The following is a 20,112-nucleotide window of genomic DNA, read 5'->3' on the forward strand; positions in this document are numbered from 1 at the left end:
ACTGGTCCTCCCAGCCGACAGAGAACTGTTACCAATCCATCAGGTCTACTTTGTTACCAATCTATCCGGGCTGAACAGCAAATCGACCTCTCCCCGCTGGGGAGAGGTGAAGCGAGGCCCGCGGACAAACGATTCAACCAAGCGCCATCGTGCTTTAGCGGACCTTCACAAGGTCTCTTGCTTGTGTCCGCATTGCTTGCAGGCGAACTTGACGCGCGTCTGGCCCTTGGGGGCCTGCACCCGGTTCGGCGCTCCGCACTTGCCGCAGACGGCCTCGATGCGGGTATCACCCTGCTTGACGACGATGGTCTTCTTTTCCATGGACTCGCGGATCAGGCGCTCGGCCTCCTCACGCATGGATTGTTTCGACAAGGCTGTTCTCCGCTGCAAAGGCGGGAGAGCCTTATCGCGCCTGCGTCCAAATCACAATCGGCAAAGTCGCCTCATCACACCTCGACAATCACGTCGCTGTCCTCGACAGGCACGGTTGTTCCAGCGCCATCAGATTTGATATACGCCCCTCGCTGCATCTGGCATTTGCGGGGACAGACAATGGAGCGAGGCGCGATATCCGTGGCCAAGGACAATCGCCTTCTTGAAGCGGCGTTCTTCCTCTGCGCGATCGGCGCCATCGCCGGCAGCCTTCTTGCGAGCGATCGTCAGGGAGCCTGGCAGTGGCTGCACTATCTGACCAAGCCGACCGCGACAGCGCTGCTGTTCGTTATGGTCTATCGAAACGCCGCAACTGATATCTACGGGCGGGCGATCGCCGTTGGCCTGGTGTTCGCACTTGCCGGGGACTTCTTCCTCATGCTCCCGGGCGATTATTTTCTCTGGGGGCTCGTCTGCTTTCTGCTGACGCATTGCGCCTACATCTATGCGCTGACCCGCGATGCGCGTCCTGCCGGCAGATGGCCGATCTTCGCCGGCTTTGCCGCCGTGGCGCTGTTGATGGTCGCCGGCCTGTGGAATGCAGTGCCTGTCGGCATGAGACTGCCGGTGACGCTCTACGCTGCGGCTCTTGCCTTCATGACGGCTCAAGCTGTGTCGCGGGCAAGCCAGATGCCGCAGGGAACGCCGGCCGCGGCAACGGCGCGTCTGGCGGCAATCGGCGGCGTCCTCTTCCTGATCAGCGATACGATCCTTGCTTATGGACGCTTCCGCCGGACCATTCCCGGTCAATCGCTTTGGGTGCTCGGCTCCTACTACATCGCGCAATTGCTGTTCGCGCGGTCGACCTGTGCGATCAGCGGCACTGAGACGAATTCAGAGGATCGCGTCGCCAACCGTCAACCCATCTGACGCCGGCAACCGCACGGTGATCAGTGCGTGGCTTCCCGTATCAGGGTCACGGGATAGACCGGCTTCGGGAGGAACGTGACACCGTCGGGCAGGACAGCTGCCGGATTCTGACCCGAGATGACGACGACGCGCATCACGGGATCATTCGTCCGCGCGAGATGGGCGAGCTCGACGCCGTTCATCTTGCCGGTCAGGTTGACGTCGGTGATCAGCAGCGCTGGATGACAAGCCTTGAGAGCCAGGGATGCCGTTTCGGCATCCTCGCATTGGATGACGCGGAAATTGCTCTCCTCGAGCAGCATCGCGATCATCTCGCGCTGAATATCATCATCCTCAACGACAACAGCGGTGCGGCGGAAAGGCTTTGATTGACCCATGGCGAACCTCCCTCGCTCTTAACGTATGTTAATGTTCTGGAACGGCGGTGGTTCGCTGCGCGCGGAAAAAATGCCCAGGGGTTCCTGACCGGGAACTGCACGCCGGCAAGGCTGATTCGGCTTCTAGACGCCCGCGCTCGTATCGTCCGTCATGATCAGGATCCGCTGCACCAGCGCGGTGGCGGGATCGTAGTCGGCGAGATCGGCCTCACGATAGCGCCGCGCGCTCTCGAACAGGGGATGGCGGATCAACTCGGCAACGAGCTGATCGCGCGTCCCCGCCGGCGAGATCGCGAGCGAGCTCAAAACACCCGGCGCGCGCTTCGAGGTAGGCACGGAGCGTATCGGTCATCAGCCCGATCGTCAGCACGCCCGAAACGGCGATGACGCAGAGGCGCGCGATCTGGGCCGCATCCGAGCGCGCGGCCTCTGACCCCACCTTGTTTCGGAGCAATTGATAGCTATTCGATTAGCCTATCTGAGCGAGCAACCAGGCCAGCGGGAAGTTCTAATCCCAGCTCCTTGGCTGCTTTGAGGTTGATCAACAACTCGAAATGGATTTCCTGGAAGAAGGGCATCTCTGCTGGATTGCCGCCGCTGAGGATTTCGACGATTTGAGCCGCGATACGTCGACACCCTGCCTTAAAATCATTTGCGTATGACATGAGTGCACCGGCTTCGACCGTTTCGCTATAGATGCCAATGGTTGGTAACCGGTACTCGCGCGCCAGCCTTCCCAGCAAAACGCGATTTGTATAGTTCTCAACCTCTGCGGAGATGATCACGCCGTCAACTTGATCATGCTGCATCGCATCGAACGCTCGGCGATATTCGGCCTCGTTGATGGGCGAATGCAATAGCTCCAACCGATAGGGTATTTTGAAGCGTTCGAAGGCTTCAATAATCATCCTTTTGGCGGGAGACCCGTCGACGCTTCCGGCACTCAGCAAGAGGCGCGCATTGGACAACTTGCCGACAGCTTGAGCAAGAAGCTCCACCTCCTTGCCGTATACTTCGGAACCTGCATCCGAACTAACCCCGGTTACGTTGCCGCCAGGACGAGCAAGCGTCTTCACAATCCCTATTGCGACAGGGTCGCCCGTATAGGCGACGATGGGAATTGTTTTTGTTTCGGCGCATAGTGCGAGAACGAGTTGGTTTGTTACTGCAAAAATAACGTCGGGATTTGTCGCAATGGCTTGACGGGAGATCTCGCCGAAGCGCTCGTATCGCCCTTCGGCGGAATATCGGTCAATGACGAGGTTGACGCCTTCGATGTAGCCGCGTCGGCGGATTTCTTGAAGAATGATCGAATACAGCGGATCGGCGCCGATCTTGAGGTCGTCGGGCTTGGACGCCGGATGAAGCATAGCGAGTCGCTTCATCCGCGTTGGCTGTTGCGCCCATGCAGCGAGAGGCCATGCCGCCGCAGCACCAACAAGACCGATGAAGTCTCGCCGCCTCATTCTGACTTCCCCAAGCTCCGGAACGAGTACTGTAACCGCACCTTTCAATGGTTGGAACCGGTGGACGTGTCCGTTGCGGGTCCAAAACCTGCAATATTTGGATTTCTGCCCGAGCTCCAAAAGCGGACAGCCACGCCCTTGAGACTAGCCACGCCAGAGCGGATCCACGCCGACCCCATCCGTCATGATCAGGATCCGCTGCACCAGCGCAATCGCGGTCTCTGTCGCGGGATCAGCCGAGATCACGGGCACTGCGAGCACGAGGAGGTCGATGGGGTCGTCGGAGAGAACGACGACATGGGTCGCGCTGTTGGCCGTCATCAGCGAGACCAGGCGCTCGATCGCCGGATCGGTCGGCGGATGCCCCCAGGGCGCATCCGACCGGCGCAGCACGCGATGCGTCGCCAGGCGATTGCGCAGCACGGCGGGATCATAATCGGCGAGATCGGCTTCGCGGTAGCGTCGCGCGCTCTCGAACAGGGGATGGCGCACCAACTCGGCGATGAGCTGATCGCGCGTGGCGGCCGGCGAGATCGCGAGCGAGCTCAGGACGCCAGGCGCGCGAGACTCCAGATAGGCACGGAGCGTATCGGTCATCAGGCCGATCGTCAGCACGCCGGAGACGGCGATGACGCAGAAGCGCGCGATCTGGGCCGCATTGGCATCGGGGGCAACGAAGGCCGCGGCCAGGCCGAGCAGCGCGGAGCTCGCCAGCCGCAACACGGTCAGCAGCACGCCGTGCCAGCGCGCCTCGCTGCTGGAGCCGGCGATCAGCACGGCGGTGACGACAAGCAATGCGCCGAGCGCTCCGAGACGCACCGGCAGATCCGGCATCAAGGCCTGGTAATCGGTGACGATGAAGGGCAGCACAATGACGGCGCCGACGATCATGCGATCGATGCTGCGGTTTTCCGATGCCATCAGCGCATGGCGGTCGCGACTGGCGAGCAACCAGGCACAGGCGATGAAGCCACCGAGCTGAAACAGCGCCAGCGCGACGGCGTAAGGCGTATCGAAATGGCCGAGACCCAGCGTGCCGCCAAGGCCAAGCACGATGGCGCCGCCGACCGCCGCCAGCTTGAGCACGCGCGGCGCGTGCCGCCGCAGCAGCCCTTCGGTCACGATCAACGCGCCAAAGGGAATCGCGGCCGCGGGAATGTCCGAGAGATCGTCGAGCACGGCATTTTGGGTCAGCCACGCCGTGGCGCGCACGAGAAACAGCAGCGCGACGATGCCGAGCGCGACCAGGAGGCGGCGGGTGAGCGGACTGCGCGCGTCGCGGCGGTAGAGCGCAAACATAGCGACCGCGAGCCCGATCGCGCCGCAAAGGTTGACGATCGCATCGGCAATGACGGCGGAGGTCATCGGCTATCCCCTTGCCGGGCACGCAAGGTGCCGAAGCTGCGGGTATCGTCCAGCCAATGCACCACCGGCAGCACCAGCCGTTGCAGCGTCAGAAGCACGGACGCCGCGAACAGGCCGGGCAAGGAGCGATGCGGCACCTGCTCCATCAGGTAGCTGCGCGCAGCCGCGAGATCTATGCGGCCGATCTGAAGGACATCGTCGCCCCTGTCATAGTCGAGCTCGCGCGCACAGAATTCAGCATATTGCGGATCGCGATGCTTTGGTGCCTCGTCAAAAGTCTTCTTCAGCGCGTCGGATCCCCCGGTATAGGCGTCGGTGATCACGAAGCGGGCTTCGTCAAAACCGGCGTCGTCACCGACGCCGAACACGGCGCGATGCTGCCGCATGATGCCGCGGGCGAGCTGGAGATGCGCAAAACTCTGCCGCGCGTCCGCGCGCGGCGACGGGTAGACGTCGGAAAAGGTCTCGCTGACCATGCCGACCACGGCCGGCACCTGCGTGACGTTGGAGATCCAGCGCGGGCGCAAGCCGTCGCGCGCGAACAGCACCAGCGTGGTCAGGCCGTAAAGCACCCAGGACAACCCCTGCCCCCGCGCATCGGGATCGACCATCACCAGGCCGAGATGGGTGACGTCGGTGGGCGCGCCGTCGAGCTTGACCTGCATCACCGACAGCGCGTTGAAGGCAATCGGGCGGCCGCTCTCCTCCTCCGAGATCAGCGTGACGATGGCGCGCGACAACCGCTCGCGCGCGCCTGAAAAGATGCCGTAGGTCAGTTGATCGGCCGGCAGGGTTTTGGCCGCGACCACACGAAGCTGCGCGATCAGCCGTTCGAGTTCTTGTTCGGATAGCGACAGCCCCGGGCTTTCGACGATTCGGGTGATGTGGCCCGCATGGGTGCGCAGGCTGAGATCGATGCTCGGCTGCGTAAACGCCTTCAGCCAGAACGCCGCGTAGCCGCGCAGCTTTCCGGCCGCCGATCTGGTCTGTATCCCGACAGATGCCATGCAACTTGCCCGTGATCCCAAGGGAAGTGAAGGGACGTGTGCATGGTCTATCTTAAGGAGCCCTGATTGGAACGGAATGGGTTGGTGCAGGGTAAACGATCGGTTGCCCCAGGATGCAGGTCCGGCCGCTCGGCCTCGCGGTCAGTTTCGAAGCAGGTCTTTCGCACCCGCCGCCGTTTCCCGCGATCCGTAGTCGTTCGCGAGCAGGGAGCATGTGCCCGCGCAGACCGCGCCGCCGATCGCGAAGCAAGACAGGAAAGCCGACGGCAGCCAGAAGCTACCGAACTGCATCCAGGCGAAGCCCGATGCGAGGCTTGGGGCAAGGACAGCCCCGGCGGCTGCGATCAGCGGCGCGCGCAACGGGATCGCGAAGCTGCGCGCAAGATAGGCATCGAGCCAGCAGGCAGGCGCGGCAACCAAAGCCGTGAAGAGGAACAGGAGAACCGCGACGAGTCTTTCGAAATCGTACGGCGGCGGGCTAATCGCCTGCGCGAGAGCCAACGCAACGGTCGCGATCAGCATGGGACCCAGCACCAGGAATACGAGAGCTCTCATCATCGAAGCACCTTTCATCATATCGCGGTTTCGCGGGGGCTCGCCTGCCGCAAGCGGCGGGCATTGCCGCCCGCCGCTTGCTGCTGCTCACCTCCCTTCGTTCTCACGCCGCGCGGGTGCCACGCTCGACTTCCATCAAGAGGCGCTCGGCCTTGGCATCCTCGATGCGGTTCACCAGGCGGCCGCTTTCGTGGTTGTCGCGCATCGTCTTGGTCATGGTGATGCAGGACTGCACCAGCATCAGAAAGCCCATGGCGAGGTAGCCCTTGATCGAGAGATCGAGCGGCAGGAAGAAGATGCCCATGCCCACCATGAAGGCGGATGCGGCGAACGAGGCGTAGGTGAAGGTGACCCAGGCGGGGCTGTGGGACGGGGTGGTCGGGTTCATGACAGTCTCCTGTTGCTTGACGTTGAGGTGGATGATCATCAGTTAGGTTCAGGCAGTCGGCGTGCGCTTGGCCTTCAACCGCGCGAGCACGTCATCGGCGGTCGTCTTGAGCCGAGGACCAAAGCCCTGTTCGGCGAGTTTCTCGGCGGTGGCGAGCGGACCGCTGGCCGCATCGAGCTCGACCAGCGCGTCATCGGCGGCTTGCGCTTCGATCTGCCGGTCGCGCAGGCGCTTCAGGGTCCTCTCGGCCTCGGGCAGCGTCGACTCGTAGGGACGGGCTGCTTCGATGCCGCCGCGACGCAGGCCACGGACGGCCTCCGCTGCACGCGCCACGCGCCGGCCACGGTCGAGCTCGGTGATGCCCGCCTCGGCATTCGCAACCTGCCGCTTAAGGCGGGCAATCTCGGTCGCGAAAAGCGTACGCGCGGTCATCGCGGCATCGCGATCGGCTTCCAGCCCGGCGATGGCCTGGGCTGCTTCCGTCGCGAGATCCTCACGGCCGCCATCGAGCGCCGCGGTCGCGCGCGTTTCGAGATCGGCGATGCGGGCATTGGTGGCTTCGAGACGGCGACCCTCCTGCTGGTCCTGGGCAATCGCCAGTGCCAGCGTCCGCTTGCTGCGCTCGACGGCTGTGGCCGCATCGCGCATCTGCTGATCGAGGATCAGAAGCGCCGTCCTGTCTTCCAGCTCTTCCCCGGCGGCGGCCACGCTGCCGCGGAAAAGGGTCACTACGGTCTTGAACATTTGCTGCTCCCTGCTATGAGCGTTGCTCACGGATGCTTTGTAGCACATCTTGAGCATTGCTCAAGATGTTTTTGAGCAACGCTCAAGATTGTGATTAAAAATGTCTAAAGCCTTGGAACGACGAGAGAAATTAAGGTCTGACCTGATTCTGGCGGCGGAGCGGATGATCGCCGAGCGGGGTCTCCCCGGCCTGAAAACCCGGGATCTGGCCCGAGAGATCGGCTGCGCCAATGGCGCGGTCTACAATCTGGTGGCCGACGTGGATGAGCTGATTCTGCGCGTCGGATCGCGCACGCTGGCGCGGCTGGACCAGGCCCTTACCGCGGCCGAGGCGGCTGATGATCCCTCCCCGCAAGCGACGCTGATCCGCATCGCGATCGCCTATTGCGACTTTGCCGCCAGCAATCTCGAACTCTGGCGCGCGCTGTTCGAGCATCGCATGGAGCGCGGCAAGGAGGTGCCGGATTGGGCGATCAGCGAGCAGATGGAGCTGTTCCGTCACATCTATCGCCCGCTCGCCGCACTGTTTCCAAAGCGCTCGGTGGAGGACCTGAGCATCACGGCGCGCAGCCTGTTCTCCGCCGTGCACGGCATGGTGGCGCTCGGGCTGGAGCAGAAGCTGGTCGCGGTGCCGCTGCCGGCATTGCGCAGGGAGATATCAGCGCTGGTGCGCGCGACGCTGGACGGGCTGGTGGCGGGCGCGCGTTGAAAATGGCGCCGTTCCGCCGATTTGCCTCGACATGTGAAATGGTTTGGCGCGATCGGCGTGGCATCACGCCGGATGACGCCTTCTACTGTGCATGGGGTTGTTTTCGATGTTTTGGTGTCGGGTCGCGAAAACCTCCGGCACCGGCTGACTAAATTTTCGCCTGTCGAAGCCGGCACGGCGACTCTAAGGTTTGCACGGCGGCGTCCGACCGCCGTCCTCGCAACCTCTCCCCGGAGCGTCCCATGCCCCTCCTCATCCGCGGCGGCACCGTCGTCAATCACGATCACTCGCGCCGCGCTGACGTGCTGGTCGATGGCGAGAGCATCGTCGCGGTGGGAACATCGATCGACGCGCCGACGGGCGTGGACATCATCGACGCCGGCGGCTGCTTCGTGATTCCGGGCGGCATCGATCCGCACACCCATCTCGAAATGCCGTTCATGGGCACCGTCACTGCGGATGATTTCGAATCCGGCACCAAGGCGGCGCTATCAGGCGGCACCACCATGGTGGTGGATTTCTGCCTGCCCGATCCCGGCCAGTCGATGCTCGCGGCCTATCAGGACTGGCGGCACAAGTCGGAGAAGGCGGCCTCCGACTACGGCTTCCACATGGCGGTGACCTCGTGGTCGAAGCAGATCTATGACGAGATGGAGACCGTGGTCAAAACCTACGGCATCAACACCTTCAAGCACTTCATGGCCTACAAGGGCGCGTTGATGGTTGATGATGACGAGCTCTACAACTCGTTCGCGCGCTGCGCCCATCTCGGCGCCATGCCGGTGGTGCATGCAGAAAATGGCGACGTCGTCGCCCTAATGCAGGAGGCGCTGATCGCGCGTGGCGTCACCGGTCCGGAAGGCCACGCCTATTCGCGGCCGCCGGAGGTCGAGGGCGAGGCCACCAACCGCGCCATCATGATCGCCGACATGACGGGCACGCCGGTCTATATCGTGCACACCAGCTGCCGCGAGGCGCATGAGGCGATCGCGCGGGCGCGCGCGGCGGGCAAGCGCGTCTATGGCGAGCCGCTGATCCAGCATCTGCTGCTCGATGCGCGAGAGTATGAGAGCAAGGATTGGGATCATTCCGCGCAGCGGGTGATGTCGCCGCCGTTCCGCGACAAGTCGCATCAGGACAGCCTGTGGGCCGGACTGCAGGCCGGCTCGCTCCAGGTGGTCGCGACCGACCATTGCGCCTTCACGACTGCGCAGAAGCGGTTCGGCCGCGACGACTTCCGAAAAATCCCGAACGGCACCGGCGGGCTCGAGGACCGCCTCGCGCTGCTATGGACCGCTGGTGTCGCCACCGGACGGCTGACGAAGGAGGAATTCGTCGCCGTCACCTCGGCGAACATCGCGCGCATCCTCAACATTTTTCCGCGCAAGGGCGCGGTCGCGGTGGGCTCGGATGCCGACCTCGTGGTGTGGGATCCCAAGGCAAGCAAAACCATCAGCGCCAAGCGCCAGATGAGCAAGATTGATTACAACGTGTTCGAAGGCTTCTCCTGCACCGGCGGACCGGCGGTCACGCTCTCGCGCGGCCGGATCGTGTGGAAAGACGGAAACTTGCGCGCCGAAGCCGGCGACGGCCGCTATGTCGAGCGACCGGCTTTTTCACCGGTGCATGTCGCGAACTCGACCTGGAAAGAGCTGACCGCCCCGCGCGCGGTCGCACGCGGGGCGGTGACGCCGTAGCTCGTTCGATAGCCACCGCTCGGGTTCACCTCTCCCGCAAGCGGGAGAGGAAGCTCACCGCCGGCCGGCGCTCATGATTCAATCCCCCGGAAACGTTCGCCCGGATGATGTGTCGTTCATCACGCGTCACCCTGATATCGCAGACCGAGACCGTCTTAGCGCTTCCACGAGGCCCCGCCCACATTGGGCCACTCGGCGCGCACGGCCTTGTCGCAGGTCTGCGACCGCCTGAATTCCTCCTCGGAGATCTTCAACATCCCGTAGCCGGCACGCCTGACATCTTTGATCGAAACCAGGTAGTATCCATACTGGTCTCTGATCGTAACGACGTCCTCGTTGCGCACCGAACTGATTCTTAGCGTAGGCTTTTGCGAATGGCTGAGTGCGGCGAAGCAGTGACCAGAGATTAACACGCTTCCCTCCGAGCCCTCACTCCATCGAACCAAAAACTCCGTCACCACCTCGTAGTCGGGAGGACCACCCTGCACAGTGCCCACGATCCCAAGCACCGGCCGATCCGGCGCGACCGCGGGCGAACACCAGGAATTCTCGCCACATCTTCGGGAGAGCCGGACGAAGCCGTTCGAAGATATGACAACCACGGCGTCAGGCAGTCTGACCTGGAACCGCTTGACTCCGAGGAACTTGCTCCAGAACAAGTTTCCAGCTTCGCCGGTCAGGTCTTCCCAATAATGAACCTCGGGCTTGAAGGAGGGATAATCAACTCCGAGAGCTCCGATGCCCGAATAGACATCCGGGTACTTGTAGCGGATTGCGACATCGATGAGCTCATCGTCGGACAAACGGCGCAGGCGCGTCCATGAAAACCCAGTCATGTTGGCGGCCTCGAAGCAGATGAACACGACAAGCAGCAGATACCGAACTTTCAAACTAAACCCTTCTCATCGCTGATCCGCGGATCGAGCAGACATGGCCAAGGCTGAATTGAAGGTGTGCCGGCCCAGCCGCATCTCACTTGCCCGCAACATCTCCGCATCGAGCCGGCCCTGCCGTGCCCCATCGAGCGCACATTTGAAGATGCGGTAGAACTGCGCGCCGTCATAGGCCACCAGCAGCAGGTCGACGCCGGCATTCATTGCCTCGACCACGGCCTTGCAGACGTCGTGCTGGTAAATCGCGCCCATCACGAGGTCGTCGGTCATTACGAGCCCCTGGTAATTCCATTTGTCGCGGAGGATGCCGTCGACGACGCGTTTCGAGTGTGACGCCGCGCGATCGGGATCGACCGCGGTCAGCGTCACATGCCCGACCATGAGCGCTGCGCGCGAATGCGTCAGCAGCTCGCGGAAGGGCTGCCAGTCGGATGCCTCGAGCTCCGCAACCGATGTATCGAGATTGGCGCTGAAATGATGGGTGTCGGTGCGCACGCGGCCGATGCCCGGAAAATGTTTGAGCGTGGCGCCGACACCCGAAGCCTCGAGGCCGCGCACATAGGCGCGCGCGATCGTGCTGACGACGACCGGATCGGTGGCAATCGCGCGCTGGCCGATCAGGGTGTGGAAGTCGAGGCTGTTGCGCCGGGCCGGCGGCTTGAGATCGAGCACCGGCGCCAGGTTGAGATTGACGCCGAGTTCGGCAAGCTCGCGCCCGTGGATGCGGCCGAACTCTTCCGCCTTGACTTGTTGTACGTCGGAGGCGAGCCCGACAAGCGTCGCCAGCGCCGGCACCTTCGTCAGCGGCGGTGAGAGATGGCCGACGATGCCGCCCTCCTGGTCAGCGGCAACGATCAGCGGCGGCAGGCCCGCGGTGCGACGCTTGTCCTGAAGCAACGCGATCTCGGCCCGCAACTCGTCGATCGTCTTGCGGCGGAGGTTGTGCCGGGTGACGTAGACGCCGCCGATCAGACCCTGCTCGGCAAGCCGCGCGACGTCGGCGAAGGACGAATAGCCGACCATGAAATGGGATCCGAGCTGCCGCGCCTCCTCGGAGCTGGCGTTGAGGACATCGCGCTTGCGCAGCTCGAAGGTGAGATGGGCCGCCGACATCAGCAGCGGCGGCAGGCACCACAGCACGATCAGCAGCTTTCCCATCCAGCGGCGCCAATGCCCGCGGCGGAGTAGGAGGACAACGATCCCGACGCACGCCAGCATCAGCGCGATGTTTCCCACCCCGCGCAGCGCAAGCAGATAGGGATCGTTCTTGTTTGCCGCGATGAACGCAGCAAGTGGAGCGGCAAGCCAGAGCAGGATCAGCGTGAGACGACGCGCGAATGTCATTGACATCAACATGTGCAAGTGACGAATGCTTCGCACCTATCAAAGCGCTTTGCGCCGCGCGAGTGGCGAAACAGCCTCTGCACGGAAACTGCACAAGACTCCTGAGATCGTGCAGAGGTCGATCCCGCCTTCTGCACGCGAGCCGTCCAAGCTCGGTTATGTCCCCATCCACGAAAGGCCCTTTGGACATGACAAGCCTGGCACCGGCGGAAGCGACCGAGATCCAGCCTGCGACGACATCGACCCTGCCGTTCAAGCTCGCGATCGTCCTGGCGCTCGCAGCGCTCGCCGACTTCCTGTTCTACGACGCACGGATCGGGCTGTCGCTCGCCGTATTCGCCATTGCGGTTGCCGGCGGATCGTGGCTCGTCAACCGCACGATACCTGACCGGCGGCGCGCATTGATCGGCGCCGTCGTTCTGTTCGTCGGCCTCGTGCCCGTCATCGAGGAGGTCAGCACCGTCTCGGTTCTGTTCGTCATCATGGCGCTTGCGCTCGGGCTGCTGCTCGCGACCAATCCGGATACGACGACTCTCGGCGACGGGGCGCGCGCGCTGCGCAACCTGTTCCTGTTCGGACCGTTCAGGTTCTTCCTCGAGGTGCTTCAGGTCTTCAACATGTCGTCGTTCACGCGGGGCATCGCCGCCTGGTTCTTGCCCGCCGTGCTCGGCATCGTCTTCATCGCGCTGTTCGCCGCCGCCAATCCCTTGATCGAGCAATGGGTCACGCTGCTCAATCCAAAGCTCATCCTCGACTATGTCAGCGTGGGACGGATCCTGTTCTGGGCGATGATGCTGGCAGTGATCTGGCCGTTCATCCATGTCCGCTGGCGCAAGCGCCGCGCCAAGGTGGCAGCTGAAGTCGCCGAACGGGAGCCCGCGCTCTCCGCCCGCGCCGAGTTCCTGGGCGCGCCGACCATCCTGCGCTCGCTGATCCTGTTCAATGTCCTGTTCGCCGCGCAGTCGGGGCTTGATGCGCTCTATCTCTGGGGTCACGCGGCGCTGCCCGCCGGCGTCACCTATGCGGCTTACGCCCATCGCGGCGCCTATCCGCTAATCGTGACCGCGCTGCTCGCCGCCGCCTTCGTGCTGGTGGCGATGCGCCCGGGCGGGCCAGCCGAGAAATCGCCGGTGATCCGCCTCCTGGTCTATATCTGGGTCGGACAGAACGTGCTGCTGGTCGCGTCCTCCATCCTGCGCCTCGATATCTATGTGGCGATCTATCTGCTGACCTATTGGCGGATCGCGGCCTTCATCTGGATGGGACTGGTGGCGCTCGGGCTGGTCCTGATCGTCGCGCGCATCATGCTCGACCGCTCGAACCAGTGGCTGATCGGCGCCAATCTGATCGCGCTGACGAGTGTGCTTTACATTGTTTCGCTGGTGAACTTCGATGCCATCATTGCCGACTACAATGTGACTCACAGCCGCGAAGTGTCGGGCAAAGGCGTGCAAATCGACGTTAACTATCTCTCGCAACTCGGGCCGCAGGCCTTGCCGGCGATCGAGAAAGTGATGCAGCTTCGCCCCGGCGAAACCTGCCTTGTCGGGCGCCGCGATCGGCTAGTAGAACTCCAGCGGCTGGACATGGCGTCCTGGCGGACCTGGGGTTTTCGGAGCTGGCGCCTGCAACGCAGGCTCGACGCCCAGGCCAAGAATCCGGCCAAGAGCCAGGGGGCCGGCTGAACGCGGAGAGAGTATTGGCGCATCGCATTCTCATCGTCGACGACGAAGGCCATATCCGCGAAGTCATCCGCGTCGCGCTCAGGAAGGCCGGGATGGACGTGATCGAGGCACGCGACGGCAAGGAGGCGCTCGCCCGCTTTGCTGCCGACAAGCCCGACCTGATCGTGCTCGACATCGGCATGCCGGAATTCGACGGGCTCGACGTCTGCCGCGAGATCCGCAAGAGCTCCGACGTGCCGATCCTGTTCCTCTCCGCGCGCGACGAGGAGATCGACCGCGTGCTCGGGCTAGAGATCGGCGGCGACGACTACGTGACAAAACCCTTCAGCCCGCGCGAGCTGGTGGCGCGGGTCAACGTTATCCTGCGCCGCCTCGGCCCGCGCAACGGCGAGGCCAAGCCTGCTTCCGTGCTGGCGCAGGGCGGCCTTTCGATCGATCCGGAGCAGCATGTGGCGTCCTTCGCGGGCACGGCACTGAAGCTCACCGCGATCGAGTTCGGCATCCTGCGCGCGTTCCTGACACGGCCGACATCCGTCTTCAATCGTGAGCAATTGATGCGCGCGGCGTATCAGCTCAACATCCAGGTCTCCGACCGCACCATCGACAGCCACATCCGCAATATCCGCGCCAAGCTTGCGGCGCAGAACTGCGACAATGTGATCGAGACCATTCACGGCGTAGGGTTCAAGCTCGGCCGCTGCGAGAAAGAGGCATGAGCCGCGCGCCCGACAAATGGCGGCCGTCGCTCGGGCTCGTTATCTTCGCGGTGCTGACGACGGTGGCCGTGCTGCCGCTGGTCGGGCTGTTCTTCTTCCGCCTCTATGACAACCAGTTGATCCGCCAGACCCAGGCCGAGCTGATCGCGCAGAGCCGCGTCGTCGCGACGATCTACGCCCAGGAGGTCGAGAAGCGGCTCGGCGGCGGCATCGAGCTGGGCGCCGAGGTGCCGCCGGGCGTGCTGCCCGATCCCGGCGACCAGTTCACGCCGATCCGCCCTGCCCTCGATCTCGCAGGCAATGACCTGTTGCGGCGGCGCCCCGATGCGCTGCCGACCAACCGGCCGGCGGATCCCGCCTATGTGGAAATCGGCGCAAGGCTGACGCCGATCATCCGCGAGACCCAGAAGGTGACGCTGGCCGGGTTTCGCATCCTCGATCCGCAGGGCGTGGTGATCGCAGGCCGCGCCGAGGTCGGGCAATCGCTCGCCCATATCGAAGAGGTCGCCGATGCGTTGCGCGGGCAATACCGCGCCACGCTGCGCAACCGCGTGCCGGACAAGGCGGTGCCGCCGATCTACTCCATCAGCCGCGGCGTCGGCGTGCACGTATTCTCGGCGATGCCCGTCATCGTCAACAACCGTGTCGCCGGCGTGATCTACACGACGCGCACGCCACGCAACATCTTTGACCATCTCTATCAGGAGCGCGGCAAGTTCATCCTCGCAGGCCTCGCCGTGATCCTCGGCACCGTCGCGATCGGTCTCGTCTTTTCCCGCACCATCACGTTGCCGATGCGCGAGTTGATCGAGCGCGCTGCAAGGATCGGCCGCGGTGACCGCGAGGCTTTCAAGCCGCTCCGGCACTACGGCACGAGCGAATTCGCCCAGCTCTCGCACAGCTTCCTCGGCATGGCCGAGCAACTCGCCCGCCGCTCCGACTACATCGCGACGTTCTCGGCGCACCTGACTCATGAGCTGAAATCGCCGCTGACCTCGATCAGGGGCGCCGCCGAGCTGTTGCAGGATTCACTCCAGGACAAGCCGGGCGGCCTGACGCCAGCCGAGCAGAAGACCTTCGTCGCCAACATCCTCAGCGATGCGGCGCGGCTCGAGGCAATGGCGCAGCGGCTGCGCGAGCTGGCGCGCGCGGAAAGCCTTCCGCAGAACGAGCGCACCGAGCTTGCGCCCGTGATCGGCGATCTCAAGAGCCGCTTTCCGGCCGGTCATATCGAGGCCACCGGCAGCCTCGACCGTCCGATCGGCATGTCCGGCGAGAAGGCGCTGATCGTGCTTTCGCACCTCGCCGACAATGCAATGCGGCACCGCGCCAAGACGATCCGGCTGGAGGCGGTCGACGAGCGCACGAGCGTCCGGCTGACCGTGCGCAATGACGGCGATCCGATCTCGCCGCCCAATCGGGACAGGATTTTTGATGCGTTCTTCACGACACGTCGCGACGCGGGCGGTACCGGGATGGGGCTGGCGATTGCGCGGGCGGTGATGGCGAGCCATGGTGGCTCGATCAGGCTATTGCCGACCGAGGACGGCGCGGCCTTCGAGCTTCAGTTTCCAGTCGCGTAGGCGCGATGAAGCCATCGCTCCCTAGATCTTTGTTTGAGCATGATCTTTCTCGGAAAACCGCTTCGCACTTTTCCGGATCATGCTTCTCAAATCGCAAAGACCCAGGCGGCGACGATGGCCCCGAGGGTGACGATGCCGGCGATGGTCCAGCCCGCGGCATATTCCAGTTCGGGGTGGCCGGTGGCCCGCATGATCTCGTTGGGGTCGGCGATGTGTTTCCAGTGCTGTGACATGGCAGCCTCGCACACTGATCGTCCTGGATATAAGTCGCGCCAGCCCGCTTTAGGTTCCATCACGGACGCGAGAGGACGACGGAGCGCATGCGCCTGAGGATCTGACAGGATTGCTTTCCTACGGCCGGTTGCGTGCTAGAGTTGCGCGCCATCCACGGCAGGGAGGGAACCATGGCGGACAACAAGGCCAAGCAGGGCGGCGCAGATCGCGCCCTGATCGCACTCACCGAGAAATACGAGGTCGCCTACTGGTCCAAGAAGTTCAAGGTGACGCCGGCCAAGCTGAAATACGCAGTCAAGAAGGTCGGCCACTCCGCCAAGAAGGTGGAAGCCTATATCAAGGAGCAGAAGCACCGTGCCTCCGACAAGGCCCGGATCGCGCTCAGCGAGCCCTATGAGGTCCGCTACTGGTCGAAGAAGTTCAAGATCACCCCGGCGAAGCTGAAGGCGGCGGTAGCGGCGGCCGGCCACTCCTCGAAGAAGGTCGAAGCCTATCTGACGGCGAGCAAGAAGGCGAAGAAGGCAACCAAGAAGAAGGCGGCCAAGAAGAAGGCCGCCTGAGCGGCCATGTCACGACAGCGCGGCGCCAGACGGGAGGCAAAGCATGAGATCGGGCAGATTGATCCTCGCACTGGCGCTCGCGTTCGGCGGCGCCGCCAGAGCCCAGGCCGCCTCGGGCTCGACCTCAGGTTCGACGGCGCTGGCATTGGCCGGTGTCGTCGCCTCGAAGTCACCGCTGCTGACCTCGGCCGAGAAGAAGGCGATGGCTATGCTGTTCGCCGCCAACAGCGATATTCCCTACAATAAGCTGATCCTGGTGACGGCGGACCGCATCGTCTGCCGTACCAGCAATGTCGACATCACCCTCCGCTCCTGCGAGCTCACCTTCGGCAAGAAGGTCAAGACCGTGAACGGATCGACCGCCAACGAGGTCTTTGCCACCGAAGCCCTTGCCGGCGTTCCACCCGACGGCGCCGCGGGGTCGAACTTCGAAAGCCTGTCCAAGCTCAGCTGCACGATCGATCCCAACGCGATCAGGCAGAAGGACGGGTCGGGCGCCAATTGCACGTTCGAGACCGGGAACTAGTCGCAGCGTTCCGGGTCGATCCGGGGTGCCGTCAAATCGCCCAAGACGAACGCGTAAGATAAGATGCCAGGACGAGCCGGCACGGCGTGCTGATGCTTGAACCCCGCAGGGGCGGCGTCACAACAATGAAAAACTGTCTTGCATTTGCCCTTCTTCTGATCGCGACGGTGGCCTCCGCGCATGGGCCGCTTCCTGCGCCGCCGCACCTGCCATCCGATCTGGTGCGGGCCGGCCTCACGGACACCGACACCGCCGCCGGTGGCACCGCGCGGCTCTGCGAGCAGGTGTCGTTCTCACGCGGCCTGCGCTATGGCGAGAGCGAGGCCAATGTGCTGGACGTCGCGACCAGCGAGACCAAGGCAGCCATGCCGCGGCCGATCCTGTTCTTCGTGGCCGGCGATACATTCACCGGCGACAGCGCCGCGCCCGATCTCGTCCGCGAACTGCAGGACCAGGCGATGTGCTTCGCCGCGCGCAACGGCATGGTCGGGGTGCGTGTGGACTACCGGCTTGCGCCGTCGGCGCAGTGGCCGTCAGGCGCGAGGGACGTCGCGGCCGCGTTGTCCTGGGTCCATCAGAACGCTGATCTGTTCAACGGCGATACCCGCGAGATCGTCGCGGTGGGCTATGCGGCCGGCGCCTTCCACGTCGCGAGCCTGCTCGCCCACCCGGAACTGCAAAGCTCCGACACCGACGTTGCCGGCATCGTGCTGGTATCTGGGATCTATCGGGCGGACAAGGATGCCAGCGACAGCGAGAAGGCCTATCTCGGGACCGACGCCGGTCAATATGACAAGCGCTCGGTGTTTCCCGGCATCCTGAGGGTCGACGATCCGGTTCTGCTGGCCTGGGCCGCCGGCGACCCCGCGAGCCTGGTGGCGCAAGGCGAGGCCCTGAAGAAGGAGCTCTGTGCCAGCGGCCATTGTCCGCGCACGACGATCCTGCACAGCCGCGACGGGCTCGCCTCGGTCTTCGGGCTCGACGGCTCCGCCGACAGCCTGGCCGAGCCGACGCTGCAACTCGTGCGGCAATTGGAAGCGCGCGGATTGCCTTAAGGCCGCAACGGGTCGGCGCGACTGCCGCACGGGGGCGGTCCTTTGACCTATATCAAGCGGCTCCGTCGCCGCTGACGACAACTCCGGATGGGGGCCAAACATCGGGGTGGACCATGACCGTCAACAGCCGCTTGCTGATCGCCCTGGCCGTCGCGTTGACGTCGCTGGGCGCCATGTCCACGCAACACACCGAGCAGGCCGCGAACGTGACGGAAATCCGCGTCGGCAATCTCATGCCGTATTCGGGACCGCTGGCGGAATTCGGCGCGATCGGACAGGCGGAGGCCGCCTATTTCGACATGATCAACGATCGCGGCGGGATCAACGGCCGCAAGATCCGCTTCATCACCCGCGACGACAATTCAGACCCCGCCAATGCGCTCGAGCAGACCCGCAAGCTGGTCGAGCAGGAAGACGTGCACCTGATGTTCGGATCGTTCGGCACGCCCGGCAATCTCGCTACGCGCTGGTATCTGAACGAAAAGAAGATCCCGCAGCTCTTCGTCGCCTCCGGCGACGCGGAGCTGAGCCAGGCCAAGGCGTTTCCCTGGACCATGGGGTGGCAGCCGTCGTTCCGCTCGGAGGGGCGCATCTACGCCAACTACATCCAGGCCTATTATCCGCACCGCAAGATCGTGGTGCTCTGGCAGAACGACCAGTTCGGGCGCATGCTCTACAAGGGCATCCAGGAAGGCCTCGGCGATCTCAATCGCCTCGTCCTCGTCGACATCGCCTTCGACATTGCCGACGAGCATCTCGACGGGCACGTCTCGGTCCTCAAGCGCGCCGGCGCCGACATCTTCGTCTTTCTCGGCGTGCCGTCGACGGCGGCCAAGGTGATCAAGCTGGCGGCGTCGCTCAAATGGCACCCGGTCTTCATCGTGAACGATGCCTCCGCCTCGATCGCCAATGCGATGGCGCCGGCCGGCCTGGAGAATTCGGCCGGCGTGATCTCGGCTGCCTTCCTCAAGGATCCGAGCGACCCCGCATGGAAAGACGATCCTGCCATGAAGGACTGGTTCGCCTTCATGGACAAGTACCATCATGTCGAAAGCACGAACAGCAGCGCCGCGCTCTATGGCTACGCCGCAGCCGAGGCGCTGACACAGGTGCTGAAGCAATGCGGCGACGACCTGTCGCGCGACAACATCATGCGGCAGGCGGCCTCGCTCAGGGACTACCAGCCCTCCGTTGCGCTGCCCGGCATCAGGATGAACACCTCGCCGGACGGCTATCTGCCGATCAAGCAAATGCGGCTTGTCCAGTTCGACGGCCGCTCCTGGCAGCCATTCGGCGAGGTCATCGAAACCGCATTCTCGGAAGCTTCGAAAAAGTGATCACGTACCTCCCGCAATGGCGGACGATGTGGCCATCAACAAGAACGGTGCCTGCGTCACGACGCTGCACGCGCAAATCCCGCTGCCGCTCTTACGCCGTCTTCAGCTAGGCCGGGCGCGTTGTCCAGGAGCGAGCCGACATGATCCGATGATCGGGCGTCAGCGAGGCTGGGTCGCGACCGGCCTGCCGCGAAATTGCTCGAGCGAGAACCCCGCTTCGCGTGCCTCATTCGCGACGTCGCCGAGACTTCGGTAGGTGTCCGCAATCCGAGCAAGCTCAACGGAAAGCTGCGACCTCAGTGACGCCAATTGATGCTCGATCGCCTGTCGCTCTTCCGACTCGAGAATCAGACCTTGCACTCGGTCGAGATTGTCGAGGCTTTGCTGAAGCAACGCCAGCGCATGCTGGAGCATCTTGCAGGTGCCTATCGCGACGTCGACCCTGTCTGCATTGGACCCGAGCCTCACCTCAAGATCGAGCAGCGAGATCGGACGAGATGCGCGCGCAGCTCCGGTCGCCATCCTTGCAAATTGAATGAGTTTTCCCACTGATGTCCCTTCGCATTCGC

23 protein-coding genes are annotated in these 20,112 nt (G+C 63.7%); 10 read left to right on the forward strand and 13 right to left on the reverse strand.

Features of this window, described 5'->3' with window-relative positions; all coding sequences use genetic code 11:
• Positions 1–165: 165 nt before the first annotated feature.
• The gene (locus JQ632_RS27700; protein ID WP_212405815.1) at positions 166–372 is read right to left on the reverse strand and encodes a hypothetical protein; all 207 of its coding nucleotides are present in this window, start codon (positions 370–372) and stop codon (positions 166–168) included.
• A 180-nt stretch (positions 373–552) separates the two neighbouring features.
• On the opposite strand from JQ632_RS27700, the gene JQ632_RS27705 reads away from it, so the two are divergent.
• Positions 553–1,302, forward strand: coding sequence for a lysoplasmalogenase (locus JQ632_RS27705; RefSeq protein WP_212405816.1), 750 nt, complete (start codon positions 553–555; stop codon positions 1,300–1,302).
• Between the two features lie 20 nt (positions 1,303–1,322).
• Here the strand turns inward: JQ632_RS27705 and JQ632_RS27710 are convergent, their stop codons facing one another.
• The 8 genes from JQ632_RS27710 to JQ632_RS27745 all read right to left on the reverse strand — a co-directional run bounded on the left by JQ632_RS27710 (position 1,323) and on the right by JQ632_RS27745 (position 7,204).
• A complete protein-coding gene (locus tag JQ632_RS27710; protein WP_212405817.1) occupies positions 1,323–1,679 on the reverse strand; it encodes a response regulator in 357 nt (118 codons plus the stop codon).
• A gap of 123 nt (positions 1,680–1,802) precedes the next feature.
• Positions 1,803–2,015, reverse strand: a complete 213-nt coding sequence (locus JQ632_RS40345; RefSeq protein ID WP_212405818.1) for a hypothetical protein — start codon at positions 2,013–2,015, stop codon at positions 1,803–1,805.
• 125 nt (positions 2,016–2,140) lie between these two features.
• The gene (locus JQ632_RS27720; protein WP_212405819.1) at positions 2,141–3,145 is read right to left on the reverse strand and encodes an ABC transporter substrate-binding protein; all 1,005 of its coding nucleotides are present in this window, start codon (positions 3,143–3,145) and stop codon (positions 2,141–2,143) included.
• A gap of 144 nt (positions 3,146–3,289) precedes the next feature.
• Positions 3,290–4,510 (reverse strand): hypothetical protein, encoded by a 1,221-nt coding sequence (locus JQ632_RS27725; RefSeq protein ID WP_212405820.1) that lies wholly within the window; start codon positions 4,508–4,510, stop codon positions 3,290–3,292.
• The gene (locus tag JQ632_RS27730) at positions 4,507–5,517 is read right to left on the reverse strand and encodes a hypothetical protein (RefSeq protein WP_249152574.1); all 1,011 of its coding nucleotides are present in this window, start codon (positions 5,515–5,517) and stop codon (positions 4,507–4,509) included. The genes JQ632_RS27725 and JQ632_RS27730 overlap by 4 nt, the downstream gene beginning before the upstream one ends.
• Positions 5,518–5,658: 141 nt before the next feature.
• Positions 5,659–6,039 (reverse strand): hypothetical protein, encoded by a 381-nt coding sequence (locus tag JQ632_RS27735; protein WP_212405821.1) that lies wholly within the window; start codon positions 6,037–6,039, stop codon positions 5,659–5,661.
• Between the two features lie 136 nt (positions 6,040–6,175).
• Positions 6,176–6,460 (reverse strand): YiaA/YiaB family inner membrane protein, encoded by a 285-nt coding sequence (locus tag JQ632_RS27740; RefSeq protein WP_212405822.1) that lies wholly within the window; start codon positions 6,458–6,460, stop codon positions 6,176–6,178.
• A gap of 48 nt (positions 6,461–6,508) precedes the next feature.
• Positions 6,509–7,204: a PspA/IM30 family protein gene (locus JQ632_RS27745; protein WP_212405823.1), complete on the reverse strand. Its 696-nt coding sequence runs from the start codon at positions 7,202–7,204 to the stop codon at positions 6,509–6,511.
• 100 nt (positions 7,205–7,304) lie between these two features.
• Between JQ632_RS27745 and JQ632_RS27750 the strand changes: the two genes are divergently transcribed.
• Entirely contained in the window at positions 7,305–7,913 is a 609-nt protein-coding gene (locus JQ632_RS27750; RefSeq protein ID WP_212405824.1) for a TetR/AcrR family transcriptional regulator, read from the forward strand.
• A 242-nt stretch (positions 7,914–8,155) separates the two neighbouring features.
• Entirely contained in the window at positions 8,156–9,610 is a 1,455-nt protein-coding gene (gene hydA / locus JQ632_RS27755; protein WP_212405825.1) for a dihydropyrimidinase, read from the forward strand.
• 155 nt (positions 9,611–9,765) lie between these two features.
• On the opposite strand, the gene JQ632_RS27760 is transcribed toward hydA, so the two are convergent.
• Together JQ632_RS27760 and JQ632_RS27765 are read right to left on the reverse strand one after the other, a co-directional pair.
• Positions 9,766–10,500, reverse strand: coding sequence for a hypothetical protein (locus JQ632_RS27760; RefSeq protein ID WP_212405826.1), 735 nt, complete (start codon positions 10,498–10,500; stop codon positions 9,766–9,768).
• A 12-nt stretch (positions 10,501–10,512) separates the two neighbouring features.
• Positions 10,513–11,847, reverse strand: coding sequence for a glycoside hydrolase family 3 protein (locus JQ632_RS27765; RefSeq protein ID WP_212405865.1), 1,335 nt, complete (start codon positions 11,845–11,847; stop codon positions 10,513–10,515).
• Between the two features lie 188 nt (positions 11,848–12,035).
• On the opposite strand from JQ632_RS27765, the gene JQ632_RS27770 reads away from it, so the two are divergent.
• The 3 genes from JQ632_RS27770 to JQ632_RS27780 are packed head-to-tail and all read left to right on the forward strand — an operon-like array spanning position 12,036 to position 15,831.
• Complete coding sequence (locus JQ632_RS27770) at positions 12,036–13,532, forward strand: DUF4173 domain-containing protein (RefSeq protein WP_212405827.1); 1,497 nt, start codon at positions 12,036–12,038, stop codon at positions 13,530–13,532.
• Between the two features lie 14 nt (positions 13,533–13,546).
• Positions 13,547–14,248 (forward strand): response regulator transcription factor, encoded by a 702-nt coding sequence (locus JQ632_RS27775; RefSeq protein ID WP_212405828.1) that lies wholly within the window; start codon positions 13,547–13,549, stop codon positions 14,246–14,248.
• The gene (locus tag JQ632_RS27780; protein WP_212405829.1) at positions 14,245–15,831 is read left to right on the forward strand and encodes an ATP-binding protein; all 1,587 of its coding nucleotides are present in this window, start codon (positions 14,245–14,247) and stop codon (positions 15,829–15,831) included. The genes JQ632_RS27775 and JQ632_RS27780 overlap by 4 nt, the downstream gene beginning before the upstream one ends.
• 86 nt (positions 15,832–15,917) lie before the next feature.
• Here the strand turns inward: JQ632_RS27780 and JQ632_RS27785 are convergent, their stop codons facing one another.
• Positions 15,918–16,064, reverse strand: a complete 147-nt coding sequence (locus tag JQ632_RS27785; RefSeq protein ID WP_212405830.1) for a hypothetical protein — start codon at positions 16,062–16,064, stop codon at positions 15,918–15,920.
• Positions 16,065–16,235: 171 nt separating this feature from the next.
• On the opposite strand from JQ632_RS27785, the gene JQ632_RS27790 reads away from it, so the two are divergent.
• The 4 genes from JQ632_RS27790 (at position 16,236) to JQ632_RS27805 (ending at position 19,543) form a co-directional block, all read left to right on the forward strand.
• A complete protein-coding gene (locus JQ632_RS27790; protein ID WP_212405831.1) occupies positions 16,236–16,625 on the forward strand; it encodes a DUF3606 domain-containing protein in 390 nt (129 codons plus the stop codon).
• Between the two features lie 43 nt (positions 16,626–16,668).
• Entirely contained in the window at positions 16,669–17,151 is a 483-nt protein-coding gene (locus JQ632_RS27795) for a hypothetical protein (RefSeq protein ID WP_212405832.1), read from the forward strand.
• Positions 17,152–17,276: 125 nt separating this feature from the next.
• Entirely contained in the window at positions 17,277–18,206 is a 930-nt protein-coding gene (locus JQ632_RS27800; RefSeq protein WP_212405833.1) for an alpha/beta hydrolase, read from the forward strand.
• Positions 18,207–18,319: 113 nt separating this feature from the next.
• A complete protein-coding gene (locus JQ632_RS27805) occupies positions 18,320–19,543 on the forward strand; it encodes an ABC transporter substrate-binding protein (protein ID WP_212405834.1) in 1,224 nt (407 codons plus the stop codon).
• A gap of 159 nt (positions 19,544–19,702) precedes the next feature.
• On the opposite strand, the gene JQ632_RS27810 is transcribed toward JQ632_RS27805, so the two are convergent.
• A complete protein-coding gene (locus JQ632_RS27810; protein ID WP_212405835.1) occupies positions 19,703–20,092 on the reverse strand; it encodes a hypothetical protein in 390 nt (129 codons plus the stop codon).
• Between the last annotated feature and the right edge of the window lie 20 nt (positions 20,093–20,112).

Origin of the sequence: Bradyrhizobium liaoningense, from assembly GCF_018130955.1 — a bacterium.
In the GTDB taxonomy this organism is placed as follows: Bacteria; Pseudomonadota; Alphaproteobacteria; order Rhizobiales; family Xanthobacteraceae; genus Bradyrhizobium; species Bradyrhizobium liaoningense_C.

Excerpts from the sequence above, each read along its gene's own strand:
- JQ632_RS27705 (WP_212405816.1), top strand. The coding sequence starts at position 553 with ATGGAGCGAGGCGCGATATCCGTGGCCAAGGACAATCGCCTTCTTGAA.
- JQ632_RS27710 (WP_212405817.1), bottom strand. The coding sequence starts at position 1,679 with ATGGGTCAATCAAAGCCTTTCCGCCGCACCGCTGTTGTCGTTGAGGAT.
- JQ632_RS27720 (WP_212405819.1), bottom strand. The coding sequence starts at position 3,145 with ATGAGGCGGCGAGACTTCATCGGTCTTGTTGGTGCTGCGGCGGCATGG.
- JQ632_RS27725 (WP_212405820.1), bottom strand. The coding sequence starts at position 4,510 with ATGACCTCCGCCGTCATTGCCGATGCGATCGTCAACCTTTGCGGCGCG.
- JQ632_RS27730 (WP_249152574.1), bottom strand. The coding sequence starts at position 5,517 with ATGGCATCTGTCGGGATACAGACCAGATCGGCGGCCGGAAAGCTGCGC.
- JQ632_RS27735 (WP_212405821.1), bottom strand. The coding sequence starts at position 6,039 with ATGCTGATCGCGACCGTTGCGTTGGCTCTCGCGCAGGCGATTAGCCCG.
- JQ632_RS27740 (WP_212405822.1), bottom strand. The coding sequence starts at position 6,460 with ATGAACCCGACCACCCCGTCCCACAGCCCCGCCTGGGTCACCTTCACC.
- JQ632_RS27745 (WP_212405823.1), bottom strand. The coding sequence starts at position 7,204 with ATGTTCAAGACCGTAGTGACCCTTTTCCGCGGCAGCGTGGCCGCCGCC.
- JQ632_RS27750 (WP_212405824.1), top strand. The coding sequence starts at position 7,305 with ATGTCTAAAGCCTTGGAACGACGAGAGAAATTAAGGTCTGACCTGATT.
- hydA (WP_212405825.1), top strand. The coding sequence starts at position 8,156 with ATGCCCCTCCTCATCCGCGGCGGCACCGTCGTCAATCACGATCACTCG.
- JQ632_RS27765 (WP_212405865.1), bottom strand. The coding sequence starts at position 11,847 with ATGACATTCGCGCGTCGTCTCACGCTGATCCTGCTCTGGCTTGCCGCT.
- JQ632_RS27770 (WP_212405827.1), top strand. The coding sequence starts at position 12,036 with ATGACAAGCCTGGCACCGGCGGAAGCGACCGAGATCCAGCCTGCGACG.
- JQ632_RS27780 (WP_212405829.1), top strand. The coding sequence starts at position 14,245 with ATGAGCCGCGCGCCCGACAAATGGCGGCCGTCGCTCGGGCTCGTTATC.
- JQ632_RS27785 (WP_212405830.1), bottom strand. The coding sequence starts at position 16,064 with ATGTCACAGCACTGGAAACACATCGCCGACCCCAACGAGATCATGCGG.
- JQ632_RS27790 (WP_212405831.1), top strand. The coding sequence starts at position 16,236 with ATGGCGGACAACAAGGCCAAGCAGGGCGGCGCAGATCGCGCCCTGATC.
- JQ632_RS27795 (WP_212405832.1), top strand. The coding sequence starts at position 16,669 with ATGAGATCGGGCAGATTGATCCTCGCACTGGCGCTCGCGTTCGGCGGC.
- JQ632_RS27800 (WP_212405833.1), top strand. The coding sequence starts at position 17,277 with ATGAAAAACTGTCTTGCATTTGCCCTTCTTCTGATCGCGACGGTGGCC.
- JQ632_RS27805 (WP_212405834.1), top strand. The coding sequence starts at position 18,320 with ATGACCGTCAACAGCCGCTTGCTGATCGCCCTGGCCGTCGCGTTGACG.